The following is a 17,419-nucleotide window of genomic DNA, read 5'->3' on the forward strand; positions in this document are numbered from 1 at the left end:
CCCCTGTGATTCCATCCCTAGCCTAAAACCGCCTATCCCAGCAAATAAATCTAAAAATTTCATTTTTCCTCTCTTTCCAACTAAAAAAGAGCCTTACACATGTAAAACTCTTGCTTATATATGATCATCCATTTCTGGTGCACGGATGATTTCAACAGTCAAAATGATGATAGAAATCAGATAGATTCCACCTAGTATCCACCAAATCACCTTATTCACCTCCCTTTACTTCTTGTCGTCTCAGTTGCTTGGTCCACTCTGACAGCACACCATTAAATACGTATTCAGCTATTACTTCCGCTGACCGAGCAAATCGCATATGTTCCAAAGCATACTGATAACGGTCACTAAAATAGAGCATGGCATAGTCACTAGCCGACTGAGATAGACCTGTCTGTCTTAACTGGTCATGAACCAAACCCCAAATATAGTCTCGATCGTACTTGGTCACGCCATCGACTTTTGAAGTAAAGTTTTCTTCTTGTTTCTCATCTACTAGCTGCCTTTCCTCCTCATCCTCAATAAGGAAATCACTCCCTTTAGTTTCACTATATTTAGTCTCACTTCCTTCAGTCTCACTAGGGACTGAATTTAAGACCGGCCCCGTCTTTCTTTGAGACTCCCCTAGTGTTTTTTTAACACTAGCCCTGTATGTAAGACTGGGGTAGTTTCATGTTCTAATTCCCCCAAGTAAATTTTATTTGCCATTCGACCTTTTTCACTAGAGGACTGTTGGACTTCATCAATTAAGCCATAGTCACGTAAGGTTTTCTTGATAGAGAGTAGTTTTGACTTTGAACAGCCTAATAGTGTCATCAGATTTGAATTGGAATAAATCAAGTAAATTGCTCCATCCTCATCAATCCAGCCCTTACTCAAAGACAGCTCCAACCTATCTTTTAAAACCGCGTAGGCTACCTTAACCTCCAGCTTCATATCCTTATAACGTTCACTCTCAAACAAAATTTTAGGGAGTTTATAATAACGTTCTGATGTCTGATATTGATTAGCGGTAATTCGTTTCATGATTGTCCCTCCAAGACTAAAACTCCAATATTTCCAAATTCATCAAATCGGATTAAACCTACTTGTTCTAATTCATCAACCAGATGAGTTGCTTTCTCAATATCAACTCCTAAAATAGCCACGAGATGACACATCACCATTTGGCGTGATGATTGTTCAAACTTTTGCATGATTACCTCCTGAAAATAAAAAAACGAGAACACTTATTAAAATGTTCTCGCTGAACTATTATATTTTATGACGTATCTATTTTTTGTCTACGCAGTCGACATCCAAACAGACGTTCACATCAATGTACTTTTTTTGAACCTTTTTTATGTCAAAATCACTCTTTTCAATAAAGACAAAATGCTTGAAAAAGTGCTTAAAATAAAGGATTTTTACCCGTTGCTTCGTTGTAGCAACACTACGCACTCCACGTGGCTCGAGAGGACAGAATGAATGTCATTAGAGTATGTCCGTTCTCGGAAACATATCCACTGCGTTTTTGGGGCTATCGGTAGACGGAAACATATCCATAGGCTTCGCTGTTTTTTGAAAAACTGAGGTATGCTGTTAATTTTCAGTACCCAATACTGTAAATAACGTTACTCTCCTATTCACTAATGTAATTCAACAATCTTTCTAAAATGTCATGTGTAATTTTTAAGTTATATTGTTCAATAAGGTGACTTTGCAAATCCATAACTAACAGCAAAGAATTTTTATAGGCTTCAAATAATTCTACCTTATCTAATCGAGCAGTGGTCTTTGCAAATTTTTTATAATTTTCAAGGCTAATTTCTTCTTCAAGGTTTTTACTCATGTTTAGCCAATTATCAGCATTTTTTTCTGCCATACGTATAAGTTGTAGTGTATTTTTTTGAAGTTTTGATAAGAGTTCTAATGAACGAGCATATTCTCCTCTTTTTAGAACGTTGATTCCCATCAACCATAGATTAGAGAAATTACACAACAAAAAATTAGCATTTTCTTCAGTAAGTCTATTTGGTCTTGCACCACTTATCTCTGATAAATAATTTTCTAATTGCCCTGTTTCATCGTAAATAAGCATAGCCTTCGTATCAGGAATATAACCTGAATCTTTAAACGAGGGGATTATGTTCATATCTTTTTCAGAAAGGAAATGAAATTCCCCACGTATAAGATTATCAAAAATAACTACCTCTGTTCCGTACTCATTTTTATAAAGCATCAAGTACGGAGCTACATCAAACAACCAGTTGGATGAATCAAAGCTCGAGGTTATACTATCTTTCAAAAATATATAGAACTCTATATCAGAGTATTGGTCACCTTCTCCTTTGGTAAACGATCCATACATCATACAAGCTGTAATTCGTTCATCTGACTCAGTAAGATTCTTAACGTTTGCAATTAATTCTTTTTGTTTTAACATTTCTTCACCCTTTCATGTAAATATCTTTTAGTTATTGTGGCAACTCAAAATCTCTACAAATATAAATTAATATTTTTCGTACAAATATTATTGCAAAAAGCATCATCATGCTCCACAAACAATAGTGTAGGACAATATTCCAAAATCATTTTTTCAATTTGGATACGTGAAAAAATATCAATATAGTTCAATGGCTCATCCCATATATACAAATGTGCACTTTCACAAAGGCTTTTAGCAATTAGTACTTTCTTTTTCTGACCAGCACTAAAATCCTCCATGTTCTTATCAAACTGATCTCTATTAAAATCCAGTTTACGAAGAATCGTTTTAAATAGAGTTTCATCGATCTTATTATTATAGGCAAATTCAGATAGATTACCTTTTAAATATGAAGTATCTTGCGAAATATAAGAAATTTTTAGTCCACTTGCTAACATAAAATTTCCGGTAAATTTAATATCATCTCCATTAATCAATTTTAGGATACTAGACTTACCACTCCCATTTTTTCCGATAATGGCAACTCTATCACCAATATTGACTCTGAAATTAAGATTACTGCATACTTCTTTATCTCCATAAGACAATGATAAATCATTCGCTTCTATTAGCCACTCTTTGTGAAATTCAAGTGGCGAAATTTTTAAGTCGTCATATTGTTCAATGTTGTGGAGCAGTTCTGATTTTTGTGAAACAGCTTCCTGATGTCTTGACTCAATATTTTTGGCACGTTTCATCGCTTTTGCAGCCTTATGTCCAACATAACCCTTATCCAGTTTTGAACCAGAATTTGTTGTTCCATATTTACTTTTTTCTACTTTATTTGACCAGTTTGAACTACGTTTTGCTGCATAAGACAACCTTCCTATTTCTTTAAGGAGTTTCTTGTTTTCTGCCAGTTCAAATTTATCTTGTAACGTTTTGTTCTCCCACCAAGAAGTAAAATTTCCCTTTTGGATTTCGATATTCGTTTTATTGATAGATAGTATATGGTCAACACATTGATCAAGTAAGCTTCTATCATGAGATACCAAAATAAACCCCTTCTTGCGTTTCAAATAGTTTTGCACTACATTACGTGCATCGATGTCAAGATGGTTTGTAGGTTCATCAATAAGCAGGAAACAACTCGCTGTAAGGAATAAAGCTGCAAGAAGGACCTTTGTTTGCTCACCATTTGATAGTGTATTAAACGGACGATATAAAGCATCTTCTTGAACATCAAGCAATGATATTTCACGAAAAATCTCCCAATCCATACATTCCGTACAAATACTCTTCATTACTTCAATTGTATATAGACTCTTATCTTCCACATCATAAGGAAAATACTCAAACTTAACTGTAGAACTTATATTGCCGGAATACGCATATTTGCCAAGCAGTAAATTTAAGAAAGTAGTTTTACCGCGTCCGTTTCTTCCAATAAAACCGAGTTTCCAATCTGTATCTATCTGAAAACTTACATTTTCAAAAATATTGTCATAACTTCCTTCATATGAAAAAGTTAGATTTGAAACATTTATTAAGGACATATATTTCTTTCTCCTTTACATTATAAAAATTTTATAAGCAAAGTCGGTTTTCGGCATTAATTACTCTATAATGTTATCCAACTCTGCATGGATTTTGTCATGAATGACATAGTATCATTGTCTATCACGTTTATGTTCCTTTCTTTTACCAATATTAAAAGCCGCAAGAAAGTAAATTCTTACGGCTCAAAAACAAATACTATTATTACCTTTTGTTAAACATAAGGTTACTGTAATGTATTATTGAGTGTCGAATACTTAACTTTCTTGCAATTTGCATAACAAAACAAACGGTTCTATAGCCGTTTCTTTAAATATCTTATTATGCATCATATAGTTAGCAAGAAAAGTTATACATTCTTCCACCTCCAAATAATTTTATTGTATCATATTATCTTCGAAAATCCAATATAATTTTTCTGCTTTCTTTCTAAAGATTACAACTCTATATCAATTCTGACTTTTGATTTGAATTTAACGTGAGTTTATCTTCATATATCACAACATTTACATATTTCCATTTCAATGCCAGATTTGAAAGTTATGATGAAGTTATCTTCGTAGACTGTAACATTCTGGATTATCTTCCTTACAAGCTTATCATCATATTCTAAGGTGCGGAATTTGTTCTTGCGAATAAATTCAATCAACTCATCGATTCACTCGTTCTCGCCACTGAGGGATGCATCTTCTACTAAAAGAGTCTGTCGCTTATCTCGTAGCTCATCAATCTCATCTGCCAGGCATTCATAGTCTTGACCCTTGTTAGCCAACTTGATTAGTTCTTTTTGCTTTTCCTCCAGTAAGTTGTTAATCTCTGAAATTTGGTATTCTGTCGTTTCACCAATCACCGCATGAATATTTTCTTCCAGTGTCTTTATCATGTTGTTGCCACCTGCAAGTAGCTTATTAATTGCGGTCATTACAGTACCCTAGAGCTTATCTTCTTTTACGGTTCGGTTCTTACAAACTTAAGGACCTTTCTCGATTCTAGTCATGCATCGCCAGACAAATTCTTTTCTGCCATGAATATTCCAATAGGTTCTCCTATAAATATCGCCACAATCTCCACAGAAGGTAATGGCACTTAAAGCGTACTTGCTACTATAAATTCGTTTGTTCTTGCTTGCTCCTGTGTAGATATTGCTTCTTCGATGAATTTCCTCCTGAACTTGTAGGAATAATTCTTTGGGAATAATCGATTCATGACTATTTTCAACATAATACTGCGGAACATAACCTTCGTTCTTAACTCGGTTCTTGGTAAGAAAATCTACAGTAACAGTCTTTTGTAAGAGGGCATCTCCGATGTATTTTTCATTTTGGAGGATTTTTTTAACTGATTCTGGTCGCCATCTTGGTTTTCCCGCTGCTGTTAAAATACCATCCTTCTCAAGACCTCGACCAATACCCACTAGACTCTGACCTTCAAGGTATTCTCGGTAGATGCGTTTAATAATCTCAGCTTCTTCGGAGACAATAATTAAATTTCCGTCTTCATCTTTGGTGTAGCCCATAAATCGCTTATGGTTGACCTGTACCTTACCTTGTTAGTATCGCCAAGCTACCATTATCTTGCCAATGATCTTATCAACTCACCACATCAATAAATCTATCAGTGGGCAATCGGCTTTCCATCAATCTTGGATTACTTCCCTCAAAACAAAAACCGTGATTATCCTTTACTTATCAACCCTTGACATCAATACTACCGTCTCAACGTGAAACGAGCGTATATCTTACTTTACAAGTCATTTTTGGAGTTCAGATAAATCTGTCGACAGTATTAGATTAACTATTTCTTTATATATATTCTACCAAGAAATAAAAAAAGTGTCTTGCACTAAGTACAAAACACTTAATCTATTAACCTTTTTACTTTCATTGATTGTCCTGATTTGAATACTACCTCTATGCTCTTGTCTCCTACTACAACTTTGGTAATAATTTTCCGTACAATATCTTCATCAAATTCATCTATTAAAGTTGACTGTGATTCTATGAAATCATTAATTTCAGATAACCTATTTTGAAAATTCTCCTGTTCGTTGTTCTGTATTTGAGTGTTATTTTTTATACTTAATAATTCATCTATCTCTAATATGATATGCTCATAGTTTGTATTCTGATTGATGCAAGACTCCAACTCTCGCTGTAAATCTTTGATTCTTTTTTCTATTCCAGAAAGACTTCCACTATCCAATACTATAACTTCCTCAATATCATTTTTTAAGGATTCTAACATATTCACTCTATTACCTAACATTCTATTTATCACTCGTATAATATGATTTTGAAGTTCTTTTTCAGAAATAGATTCTGAGTTGCACTTACAAATCCCCTCTGTAATTCTAGTTTTGCATCGCCATCTAACATAGTGTTTCCCTTTTGAGTTATGTTCAACTCTTCTAAGGTAATTCCCACATTTTTCGCATTCCAAAATGCTAGATAAGGCATATTTACTATTGTATGCCGTTCTACTAATTTTCTGCTGTTCATGTAGCTTTGATCTTCTTTTTAATTCTTGTTGAACTCTTTGGAACATCTCCTTGGATATAATTGCTTCATGACTATTTTCTACATAATATTGTGGTGCTAATCCATTGTTTACTACTCGCTTTTTATTTAGCACATCAACTGTGCAAGTTTTCTGTAGTAAAGCATCTCCCATATACTTTTCATTTAATAATATCTTTCTAATGCTTTCACCTCGCCAAGTTGGTTTATTAGCTGCAGTCAAAATATTATCTTTCATCAAATCTTTAGCGATTTTGTTTAGGCTTTTTCCTTCTAAATACTCCTTGAAGATTCGTTTGACTACTTCTGCCTCAGCATGATCAATAACTAAGTTCTTGTTTTCATCTTTGGTATATCCTAAGAATCGGCTATGGTTTACTCTAACCTCACCTTTTTGATATCGATACTGAATACCCATTCTAACATTCTTACTAATAGATTCTGATTCTTGTTGTGCTAATGAGGCCATAATGGTTAGTAACACTTCTCCCTTAGAATCCATTGTGTTGATGTTCTCTTTTTCAAAATAAACGGGGACATTGTATTCTTTTAATTCACGTATATATTTTAGACAGTCTAATGTATTTCTTGCAAACCGACTGATGGATTTAGTAATAATCATATTGATTTTACCGTCTTTACACGATTGAATCATACGATTAAATTCAACCCTCTTTTTAGTGTTTGTTCCACTAATGCCGTCATCTGCAAAAATTCCTGCAAACTCCCAGTCATTTCTACTATTGATATAGTTAGTATAAAACTCCACTTGGGCATCATAACTGGATGCCTGTTCTTCACTATCTGTACTAACCCTACAATAGGCTGCTACTTTCTTCTTTATGACTTTGTTATTTGTTAGTCCAACATTATGATTTGTTGATGCTGGAATGACAGTAACGACACGTTTTTCTACCAATTTATATCCCTCCAATCTTTATTAAACTATATTTGTAAGATGATTCCTCGTAGGGATCATCAAACTCTCTATCTTTTGCCTCAATTATAAAATCCAGCGAGATTTTTCTATCTTTGACTTTTTCCTTGAAATTATCTCTTCCTAGTTTTTTTGCGATTTCGCTTCGTCTTGTTTGAACCTTTTCAAATATTTCTTTTGAAATAATTGGTGGGTAGTTCAAAGCACCGATGTATTTTTCGTTCTCAAGTATTCTGCTGATGGTTCCGTGACTTCCTTTTATACCTACAGTCTCTGCTGCTTTTACTAAATTAAAACCCTCAAGATATTTTTCAAATAAAGACTGTATTTTTAATGCTTCTTCTTTGCTGACGATAATTTTCCCATTTTCAATCTTGTATCCTTTTGGTAAGTGTTTCATTCTAATCCAACCTTTCTTCTAGAGCTAAGCCACATTTCAAAATAAACTTAACCTTAGTACGGTTTATAACTTCAATGTTTTCTATAAACTCAGAAAATACTACATCGTCAAACTCTGCAAGATAGCATGATTTTTGGACAAACTCTATAAGCTTATCTAAATACATTTTTGACTTCTTTTTATTGTAATCATTACTCAACAAATGATTACTTTGTGCATTCAATCTTTCTTGATCCGATAATAGCTGATTCTTAATTCTAGAGTATGATTTAAAATCTAAGTATTCCCCATAAAATAGTTTTTCTGTTTCTTCTAACTTGATTTGTTTTTCAACTATTTTTTCCTGTAATGCTTCTAATTGCTTGTCGATAGAACGACTGTTAAGTTTTGCTAATTGCTTTTTTAGTGGATTCAATAAATAGTCACGTCCAAATATCAACTTGTTCATCATCATAATAAAAGCATGTTTAATCGCTTCTTCTTCAACATACTTCATGCTGCATTGTTCTTTATCCTCAATATGCCTACCACAGCACCAAGCGATGTACTTTCTACCTTTTGCTTTTGTATGCGTACGCCTTTTAAAAGTTCCCTTACATTCTCCACATATTATTTTGCCTGACATGGCATAACGATTGGCAGATTCTCCTTTGGCTTTATTTCCTTTTTCTAATCGTCTTTGTTCTAAAATCTCATTAGCTTTTTTATAGGTTTCCTTGGAAATAATTGCCTCATGGTGATTTTCAACCAAATAACTATCGACTTCTCCCTTATTGTGTTTTCTAGTGAAATCATCTTTTGTATATGTCTTTTGAAATATGGCATCCCCGGTATACTTTTCATTTTTTATAATTCCGTTGATAGTTCCTGCTGACCATTTTTTCTTTCGTTTCGTTTGTATATTTCTACTGTTCAAATCAGCTGAAATACTATGAGTGCTAAACCCCATAAGTGTTTTACTAAAGATTTCTTTTACAACATCTGCTTCTTCAGGAATAATCTCCATCACCCCATTGTTGTTACAGTAGCCATAGGGTGGATATGAAATAATGTAAGTTCCATTTTTAAATCGATTTTTAATTGACCATTTTTCATTTTCTGAAATGCTTTTTGATTCGTTAGCAGCAAGTTCTGCCAAAATCGAAAGCATAAGCTCGCCGTCCATATCATCAGTTTTGATGTTCTCTTTTTCAAAAAAAACAGCAACATCATAAGCTAAAAGCTTTCTAACCAATTTCAAGCAGTCTACTGTGTTTCTAGCAAATCTGCTGATTGACTTGGTTAAGACTAAATTGATGAGCCCTTTTTCACAGTCATCAATTAACCGATTTAAACCCTCTCGATTTTTTAGTTTTGTTCCACTTATCCCTTCATCAAAATACACATCAACGAATTCCCAATCTTTATTAGAATTAATGTATCTTTCATAATGCTCTTTTTGAGCTTTCAAACTAGATAATTGTTCTTCCGTATTAGAAGATACTCTAGCGTATGCTGCTACTCGAACTTTATGATTTAGCGGTATTTCTAAAGGCTTTATGGGATGAATTTTTTTCATACGATCACCTCCATTTTTGTTATGGACATATTCCCGTAATAAGTACTATTTATCAAGTCATTTGGGTGATTATTTCTGATAAATATGGTGTAAACTGGTCAATGATTTTTTGCGTGATTTTAAGCTTTTCATCACTAGTAATAAGTCCTTGTTCAAACATGTTTTTTACTATACTTAATGAAAGAAACGCATCGTACTCGTTCTCTAAATCTTTGAGGGTATAGGTAATCTCGTAGTCTCTTATTTTTGTATCTTCAATTTTGATTACTTCCATAAAAAAAACACCTCCTACAAGGTAGCCTTGAGAGGAGGTAAAATCGGACGTTTCCCTTATTCTTTTTTATAAAATTCGCAAACATATCCATCAGAATCTAGCAGTAGACCACTTGCCCAAGTTGGAACAATGGACATGGTATTACAAATAGATTCTATCGTTACATCTGATGGTGCTTCTATGATAATCTCATCATGAACATGAGCCACAATTTGGTAATCTCTTAGATTATTCATCGCATACATTAAAATATCTCTAGCAATCCCCTGTACGATGTTTTCTACAAACTTAGGACCATAACTTTCAATTCTATCCCATTTCTTTGTTGTTCCTACACCTTCATAAGTTACTGACTCGCCACCAAATTTGTTCTCTCCAATTCGCGGTTTAATATATGAGAGCTTTCTTCCACTAGGAAGTGTGATAAACAACATACCACTTTTGTATGAAAACAAAATGCCATGAGTCGATGTTGTCATTCGTTCTTTAACTGTTTGTTTGACACAGCGATCAACCGACCACCACAAATCGACAATCATAGGATTTGAACTTCGCCAAGCATCTACTAGTGGTTTTAGTTCATCTTCTTCAATGCCCATATCAAGTGCTCCCATTGCAGTTAAAGCACCAACTGAACCACCATATCCTAAGGCAAGTTCTGCAATTTTTCCTTTCTGTCTAAGTCCAGCATTCACACCATGCTTTTCCACAGGAACACCAAACATCTGACTAGCTGAAGCACAATAAATATCTCCACCATCTTTAAACACGTTTAATCGCCACTTTTCTCCTGCAAGCCATGCAATCACCCTTGCTTCTATGGCTGAAAAATCGGCAACATAAAATAAATGTTTATCTTTTGGTATAAATGCTGTTCTAATTAATTGAGAAAGTAAGTCTGGGATATCATGATATAAGATATCAACTGCTTCAAAATTTCTACTAGCTACTAAACTTCTGGCTTCACTTAAATCTCCTATATGATTTTGTGGCAAGTTTTGAAGTTGCACTAACCTTCCTGCAAATCTTCCTGTTCGATTGGCTCCTAAAAATTGAAACATCCCTCGACACCTTTTATCCCTACAAGCAACCTCCTTCATTGCTTCATACTTTTTCACTGAGGACTTTGATAGTTGTTGTCTAATTTTTAAGACCTTTGATGATTCTTCATTGGCATCTTTTAATAGCAGTTTGACTGACTTTTTATCTAGGCTTTCTGTTTCTATCCCGTTATCTGCTAACCATTTTCTAAGTTGAATGACAGAATTAGGATTTTCTAGTCCAGTGATTTCAGATATTTGATTCATTAACGTTTCTCTTGTTTTGTTATGAAGGCTTATCGCATGATTTACAAATGTTTCTTCAATCATAATGCCTCTATCATTAATTTGTTGATCCAAGTGATATTCAGACCATAATTCATCTGCCACAGGAAACCTTTGAAGTTTACTTGCTATTTCCATTTCAACTTCCACATCACGAATGTTGTAATTCTTAAAATCAGTCCATTTATTAGGATCATGAGAAGGAAGGTTTCTTGTTCTTTGTCCATTTGCTTTAGTTGGAGTACAAGGCATGCAAAAATACCTTACTAATTCTTTTCCTTGTGTCAATTTTTGTTTATCAAGACCAAGGACACTTCCTACCCCTTCAAGAGATAAAGGAAGTCCAAGTGTTGCAGACCACACCATCGTACATCTCCAAGATAATGGATTAAGATATTCTCCATTTGAAAACTTGAGATACCGAGATAAACAAATTCTTTCAAATTGGGCATTAAATGCCCATTTCACAACAGATTCATCAACTAAAGCATTCATTATCTTACTTGGTATTTCTTCTCCATTTTTTAAATCAACCACCTTAACATCGCCATCATTAACGCTATATGCAAATAACAGGATTTCAAAATCATCGGATTCAGCATATTTGTAAACACCTGATTTTTGAAGATTGACACTACTATATGTTTCAATATCACAGCTAAGCTTTTTTATTTTCTCCAAAAAATCACCTCCTAAATAAAGGTGATAGGAAAATACCTACCACCCATTTAACCTACTTTTTATTAAGTTTCTCTTTGATATCTATATAGAGATTAACCATTGTTTTTGCCACGATTTCAAACAGTAATGTCCCAATAAAAATCGTTAGAAATACTTCCATTATTTTCATCTTTTTGCTCCTCTAGTCTTTTTAGCTTTTCTATCTGCTAACCAATTACTGATGACAATTAACAATTGACCTAGGATCATTCCAACTGTTCCTCCAAAAGCAATAGATAGCATCATTTTTTCAATACCATTCATGCTTAACCTCCTACGCTAAAAAGTCATCATCTTCTAATGTCGTGAAATCATCACTCGCACTGCTACGTCCACCAAGTGGTGCTCCATCTTTAATTTTTTGAATATTTCCAAGTCCACAAGCAACCCCCTTATTGCCATTTGAATTAAAGGCATAAAAGTTAAGTGACACTCTTGCATAACAGCCTGAATAGACTTCGCTTTGGTCTAAAATCGGCTGTACTTGTTTATCTACAATTTGTGGTGCTTTGATGGAATTTGCATTTATAAAGTAATGTCCTTTATATGCTTCATCTTCTTTTTCAATATCACCATCACGAAGTGGTAATTTAATCGCCGCTTTATTTGGTTTCTTCCCTCCAAATTTCGCAATACCTTCTTCAATAGCAGCATCAATTGCTTTTTCAATTTTTGATAATGTTTCTTTGTCATCTTTTGGAATTAGAACAGATACAGAATACTTCTCAGCTCCACCATTAATCGATACTGGTTCCCATCCATTAAAATAAGATAATCTTGTGTTTACTCCTGTAATTACTTTTGTGTTGTTAAACTTTGCCATATTAGTTGTCCTCCTTGATTTCATTAAATTCTTGTTTGGCATTTACAATAGCTTGTCTTTTATCCGTTGATGTAACAAGCGTTGGTTTTCCTAATTGTTTGACGAGTTGTTCTTTAAATAATGTTTCGAATTTGGTCTTACCCATTAACTTTTGTAACTCGGTCATTGACAGTAGTGACTGTTTGTAGATATTGTCGTATCCATTTTCTTTTGCGATTGCGACAACCGTTTCTTCGTCTTTAAATTTTCTTGTACTTCTTCCATGAACGAGTTTATAACCCGTCCATTCTTTTCCACTTTGAACGGCCAGTTTAGTCGCATATTCTTTGACTTCATTTGACCACTTTACTAAATCATCAATGTGATCTAAAACTTCCTCAATCTCACTATCCGTTAGTAAATGTGGTGATTTTAGTTCAAAACGTTCTAGTTTTTTATGGTGGTCAAACCTTGCACGTAGTACAGCTCCACAGCTTGAAAATTGACACCAAGGACCATAAGTGATGACACCCTTTCCTTCAAAGGCCGCTTCTGCTTTTTCTTTTAATTCGGTTTCTGCCCATGTTGTTAGTTTATCTACTCCTAATTCAAAGGTTGAGATGTTGTATTTTCTCGGTTGAAAAATAGTCATCTTCACGGTTTCAATATCATAAAGTGCATCATAAATATTTAATGCTCCAAGTCCATATAACATCATTTGTGGATTGTTTTCTGCACTTACCTCTACTCCTTGACCATACTTAAAATCAATAATATGAAGGTTTTTATCCGAGATAATAATGCAGTCACCTGTTCCAAAACCTTCTGGTACATAATGTGAAAAGTCTAAGCGTTGTTCAATGAGTACAACAACATCTTTTGTTGTTTGTTTTTCAAGTTCTACTTGTTCCAAGATATAAGAAACATAATCATCTGTGTGCTCTTGCATTTCCTGATTAAACTTCTTCCTTTCTAATGGTGCTACTTCTTCTTTCAAAGCAACCCTTAGCTTATATTCTGCTAACTTATGAGCTAATGTCCCTTCGATGGCTGCATCGCTGATTTCATTTTGGAAAAATGATTCAAGCCTTGGAAGTGGTGGACAACTTAACCATCTGTGACTACTTGATGCACTTAATAATGCGTGTTTACTCATGAGATAGCTCCTTTGCTTTTTTAAGTAACAAAGCATAGTCTCGTTGATTAACATCGCTTAGTTTATTGACCCCAAAAGTTTGAATGAGCGCTTTGACGTCCTTTGTAAATCCTGCTCTACTTTTTTCAGCTAGCACACCTCTAACTTCTTCAAGTGTAATCACTGTTTCTTGCTTTTCTTTGATGTCACTTTCTTCTCGATTCTCACCAACAGCATTTACAAGCTCTGAAATACTTTGATTAAGATTGTCTAAGTCATCTAGCACTTGTTTAAGCAATTTCATCCTACTCATCTTGATCTCCTTTCTTTTTAATGGCTACTTCTTCAATCCTGTCACTTGGAATCAGTACAACAATGTCTCTTTTATTTCCAAATAGAAATCTTAGAAGTCTTTCTCTCATAGAAAACTTTCGACATCTCATCACACTGTCCGAGGATGGATTTTTTGAAACACTGACTTTTAATTGATGTTTCATAGTTGGTTCTCCTTTCTAGAGAGTGTTTATTTATCTCTCTAATAGTTAGCCTTGGGAGAGGACAAAATCGGACGGTAGTTTAAAAATTTTTTTCAAAAAAAAAAAAAAAAAATACCTATCCAAGTACCACGACTTAGATAGGTTTATTTCTTAAATCATCTCATTTACTTTTCTTTGTATAGCGCTATAGTCATAACCTGCTTTTGATAGACGGTTCTTTCTATCTTGCCCGTTACCCCATTTCCCATTAATGACTTCCTTAGCAATGTCATCGATGGTCTTTAGTGCTTTACTAGATTGTTCGCTTAATAACTCATTTACTTTTGCCTGAACTAGATTATAGTCATATCCAGCATGTAATAGAGTTTTCTTACGATCTGATCCATTCCCCCACTTCCCATCAATCACTTCTTTTGAGATATCTAGTATATCTTTTAGGTTTTCTTTTGAAACGGGATAGACTGTATTTCCTTTTTCATCAAACACACGATAGCCATACTTATCTGCACAAGCCTTTGCATTTTCAAAATGTCTAAATGCACCCTTTTGACTTTTCGCATCATTCCATGAAGCTCGTACTCTAAATAAACCTTCAGGTGTCACTTCTTTAGTCAACTTTTGATTTAATCTCTTGTTTACTTCAGATGCAATGTATGGAAACTTACTTCCAAGATAAGGTCCTGGACAGTTGGTATTGGCAAACCATTCATGTTTGGTTAAATTTCCTTTGGTATCTCCTGTATAATTTAATGCCTTGATGCCATTTCTCTTACAAATATCGACACAAAGCTCGATTATCTTTTCCAATGCCACATTACTAACATGCCAAGACCCACCAATCTCATCGTTGGCAACTTCAATGGTAATCGCTCTATGGTCATTTTCTGGACTAGAAGAACACCAAGAACGGTTATGTTCTTCCACATACATTCCAACTCTTCCTTTTGAGTCAACTGCGTAATTAGAACTTGCTTGTCTTGAAACAGCCTTAAATACAAGCCCACAAGTTTCAACCGATAAATTACCTGCCATATGATGGATTGTAATTCTATCGATCTTATGTTTTCTTCGTCCACTATGATTTGGACTTAAATTTACATGATTAACTAAGGGACTATTACTCATTATTTTCCACTCTCCTTATCTTTTAATTGTTCAAGTATTGATTGCAGTTTTTCAGGAATGGGAAGTCCTAAATGTGCTGCATTTTCAATGATTGAAATTCCTTCATTGGATAAATAAAAAAAGATCACAACAGAGCGTAGTACACCTGCATGACCTAATATTTGAACATCTAACAGATGACCAATTCCTACTAAAGAAAAGATGATGACTTTTCTTGCGATTCCATTAAATCCTATCTCGCTAGATAGCTTTCCATCTGATATAGCACATAGAACACCTGTTAGATAATCAACGACTACAAAAGCAATTAATGTATATAACAGCCCGTCCATTCCTCCTAATAAATAACCAAGTGTTCCACCTACTGCAGATAGTAACACTTGTATGCTTATCCATAACTCTTTCATTATTTTCCCTCCTATTTATTTCCATCTTCCGATGGCATAATAATTTAATATATAATTCGCATTTGTCGCTTCAACTCCTCTTGCGATTTGAAATGCGCCTGTGTTTGATGTTGTTGATGAATGTCCCGTAGCATTTACCAAAAAACCTACCCATGACAGTGATGATAAATTTACAATTAATGTTGGTACATCCTTAAATGCAAAAGGGTATGTCAAATTCGTATCGGTTATTGCCCCAGATACAAACAGACCACCCCATTTTGTTTTGATATCAATAGTTACTTGTTTTCTTGTTGTCATTTCCATTAAGCCACTGTTCCATTTTCTCCATCTCCAACCAAATGTTGTGCCTGTCGATTCTATAAAATCTGCGATTTGACTTCCCTTATATCCAATAGTCCAACTCGGAGAGAGGTCAAATAACAATGGCTCTTCAGATACTTTTCCGACACCGATTCCTTTACCAGTTTTGTGAAAATCTAGTAACACAAAAGCTGTCCCGACATTGACAACTGCCCTACTTGTTGTGAAAGCATCTGTTAATTGGATGCTTACTTCCCAAGTATTCTCTCCACTTGCTGGAAAAATGACACTACCTGTTTTATTAAAAGTATCCATTGTAATACTTCGTGTTGTTTGAGTTGATTGATTAAGCTGTCGATAACTGTAGGTCAGTGTCTTTTTATTTCTGTTATTAACCGGTGCAACAGCACAGGCATACTCTAGTTTGATGTGATTACCCGTTTCATCGATTGTTCCATTGGATTGACATCGATTTGCCTTTATCATTGTAATTTTAGGTTCATACCAATCATAAACAATCGGTGTTATAACCTTTGTACCAGTTAGACCTCTTGAGTCTGTTACTTTAGCTTCGATACGTTGTGTCGTAGATTTTATTATTTCTGATGTTTGGTCATTACTTTGATAAGTAATCCCATTTAATAGTAAACTCCTTGTGGTAACAACCGCTTGCTCGTAAAGGGTCTCTGTTACTTTGGCTCGAATCTTTGATTTTCCTTTTACAAACCCGCCGTATGTTGTGTAAAAGTTGTTTGCATCAGTTAAAGCGATATTGACAACAGGTGTCATATCACTTGTTGCTCTGACACTAATTAATGGCGCTTCTTTAGTTCCTATATGCTGCGATCCTGAATAGGTTAATACTCTAATTCTTAATTTATCTGTTGAATGGGTTAAATACCTCGCCCAAGTTTTAGGCAAGGTATACGTAAAGCTTGTGGCAATATTAGTTGCGATATTCGTATAATTTAACTTCCCATCAACACTTGCTTGTATGGTGTGCGTAAAAGTCGTAGATGCTCTAGGTGTACTAACGATGATACTTTCTCCAAATGCCATCGATGTTTTATTAACTGATGGCTGTGTCGCTCTTGCGATCATAGGTAATGTCCATGAACCACTTCCTCTTGAGTTTACGGCATAATAGTAAATTCCAGCTTCACAGCTGGCACTAAAGGTTTTATTCCCATCAGCATTATGGGTTATGGTATATTGGCCTGATGCAACGGTCGTAGTTCCTGTTAATTGAATACGAGTTTCCGATTGATAAACTGTCCGCCCTTCAATAACCACTTTAAAATTTCCAGACATATACCAAGTATAAGGATTTGTTCCATTTCCTCTTAATTTCCAATTTATTGTGGTTTGATTGGTTGCGACATTTTGACTTGCCACACTCCATTCAAAGGTTAAATACCTCACTTCATAGGCATTTGTATTAAATGATCCACTCATC

Annotated in this window: 19 protein-coding genes and 1 pseudogene; all 20 read right to left on the reverse strand. The window is 34.5% G+C overall.

Annotation, left to right across the window (positions count from 1 at the left end; translation table 11 throughout):
* Positions 1-63 (reverse strand): DNA cytosine methyltransferase (locus ACHUFA_RS04705; protein ID WP_161947232.1); only part of this gene is annotated, 63 nt, incomplete at its 3' end.
* A 148-nt stretch (positions 64-211) separates the two neighbouring features.
* A pseudogene (locus ACHUFA_RS04710) lies at positions 212-1,026 on the reverse strand (replication initiator protein A).
* Positions 1,023-1,196 (reverse strand): hypothetical protein, encoded by a 174-nt coding sequence (locus tag ACHUFA_RS04715; RefSeq protein WP_394405052.1) that lies wholly within the window; start codon positions 1,194-1,196, stop codon positions 1,023-1,025. The pseudogene ACHUFA_RS04710 and the gene ACHUFA_RS04715 overlap by 4 nt, the downstream one beginning before the upstream one ends.
* A gap of 425 nt (positions 1,197-1,621) precedes the next feature.
* Complete coding sequence (lnu(B), locus tag ACHUFA_RS04720; protein ID WP_172071388.1) at positions 1,622-2,425, reverse strand: lincosamide nucleotidyltransferase Lnu(B); 804 nt, start codon at positions 2,423-2,425, stop codon at positions 1,622-1,624.
* Positions 2,426-2,478: 53 nt separating this feature from the next.
* Positions 2,479-3,963, reverse strand: coding sequence for an ABC-F type ribosomal protection protein Lsa(E) (lsa(E), locus tag ACHUFA_RS04725; RefSeq protein WP_172071387.1), 1,485 nt, complete (start codon positions 3,961-3,963; stop codon positions 2,479-2,481).
* 659 nt (positions 3,964-4,622) lie between these two features.
* Positions 4,623-4,886: a hypothetical protein gene (locus ACHUFA_RS11150; RefSeq protein WP_428848821.1), complete on the reverse strand. Its 264-nt coding sequence runs from the start codon at positions 4,884-4,886 to the stop codon at positions 4,623-4,625.
* A 48-nt stretch (positions 4,887-4,934) separates the two neighbouring features.
* A complete protein-coding gene (locus tag ACHUFA_RS11155; protein WP_428848822.1) occupies positions 4,935-5,480 on the reverse strand; it encodes a recombinase family protein in 546 nt (181 codons plus the stop codon).
* Between the two features lie 341 nt (positions 5,481-5,821).
* Positions 5,822-7,372, reverse strand: a complete 1,551-nt coding sequence (locus ACHUFA_RS04735; RefSeq protein WP_161547369.1) for a recombinase family protein — start codon at positions 7,370-7,372, stop codon at positions 5,822-5,824.
* Positions 7,373-7,400: 28 nt separating this feature from the next.
* The gene (locus ACHUFA_RS04740; protein WP_124748744.1) at positions 7,401-7,817 is read right to left on the reverse strand and encodes a recombinase family protein; all 417 of its coding nucleotides are present in this window, start codon (positions 7,815-7,817) and stop codon (positions 7,401-7,403) included.
* 1 nt (position 7,818) lies between these two features.
* Positions 7,819-9,375, reverse strand: coding sequence for a recombinase family protein (locus ACHUFA_RS04745; RefSeq protein ID WP_124748745.1), 1,557 nt, complete (start codon positions 9,373-9,375; stop codon positions 7,819-7,821).
* A 52-nt stretch (positions 9,376-9,427) separates the two neighbouring features.
* Positions 9,428-9,649, reverse strand: a complete 222-nt coding sequence (locus ACHUFA_RS04750; protein ID WP_124748746.1) for an SHOCT domain-containing protein — start codon at positions 9,647-9,649, stop codon at positions 9,428-9,430.
* Positions 9,650-9,705: 56 nt separating this feature from the next.
* Positions 9,706-11,646 carry a DNA polymerase gene (locus ACHUFA_RS04755; RefSeq protein WP_394405137.1) on the reverse strand — a complete coding sequence of 647 codons (1,941 nt, stop codon included), beginning with the start codon at positions 11,644-11,646 and terminating at the stop codon, positions 9,706-9,708.
* 174 nt (positions 11,647-11,820) lie between these two features.
* The gene (locus tag ACHUFA_RS04760) at positions 11,821-11,958 is read right to left on the reverse strand and encodes a hypothetical protein (protein ID WP_161547366.1); all 138 of its coding nucleotides are present in this window, start codon (positions 11,956-11,958) and stop codon (positions 11,821-11,823) included.
* A gap of 10 nt (positions 11,959-11,968) precedes the next feature.
* Positions 11,969-12,541 (reverse strand): DUF2815 family protein, encoded by a 573-nt coding sequence (locus ACHUFA_RS04765; RefSeq protein ID WP_428848825.1) that lies wholly within the window; start codon positions 12,539-12,541, stop codon positions 11,969-11,971.
* Positions 12,519-13,652, reverse strand: coding sequence for a DUF2800 domain-containing protein (locus ACHUFA_RS04770; protein WP_394405054.1), 1,134 nt, complete (start codon positions 13,650-13,652; stop codon positions 12,519-12,521). Before ACHUFA_RS04770 ends, ACHUFA_RS04765 begins: the two co-directional genes overlap by 23 nt.
* Positions 13,645-13,935, reverse strand: coding sequence for an rRNA biogenesis protein rrp5 (locus tag ACHUFA_RS04775; RefSeq protein WP_394405055.1), 291 nt, complete (start codon positions 13,933-13,935; stop codon positions 13,645-13,647). Before ACHUFA_RS04775 ends, ACHUFA_RS04770 begins: the two co-directional genes overlap by 8 nt.
* Position 13,936: 1 nt before the next feature.
* Entirely contained in the window at positions 13,937-14,128 is a 192-nt protein-coding gene (locus ACHUFA_RS04780) for a hypothetical protein (protein WP_394405056.1), read from the reverse strand.
* A 150-nt stretch (positions 14,129-14,278) separates the two neighbouring features.
* Positions 14,279-15,253, reverse strand: a complete 975-nt coding sequence (locus ACHUFA_RS04785) for an N-acetylmuramoyl-L-alanine amidase (protein ID WP_394405057.1) — start codon at positions 15,251-15,253, stop codon at positions 14,279-14,281.
* Positions 15,253-15,660: a phage holin family protein gene (locus tag ACHUFA_RS04790; protein WP_124748752.1), complete on the reverse strand. Its 408-nt coding sequence runs from the start codon at positions 15,658-15,660 to the stop codon at positions 15,253-15,255. Before ACHUFA_RS04790 ends, ACHUFA_RS04785 begins: the two co-directional genes overlap by 1 nt.
* Positions 15,661-15,675: 15 nt before the next feature.
* On the reverse strand, positions 15,676-17,418 hold the full coding sequence (locus tag ACHUFA_RS04795; protein ID WP_394405058.1) for a hypothetical protein: 1,743 nt from the start codon (positions 17,416-17,418) through the stop codon (positions 15,676-15,678).
* Between the last annotated feature and the right edge of the window lies 1 nt (position 17,419).

The organism is Streptococcus hepaticus, assembly GCF_043656315.1.
Classification (GTDB): Bacteria; Bacillota; Bacilli; order Lactobacillales; family Streptococcaceae; genus Streptococcus; species Streptococcus hepaticus.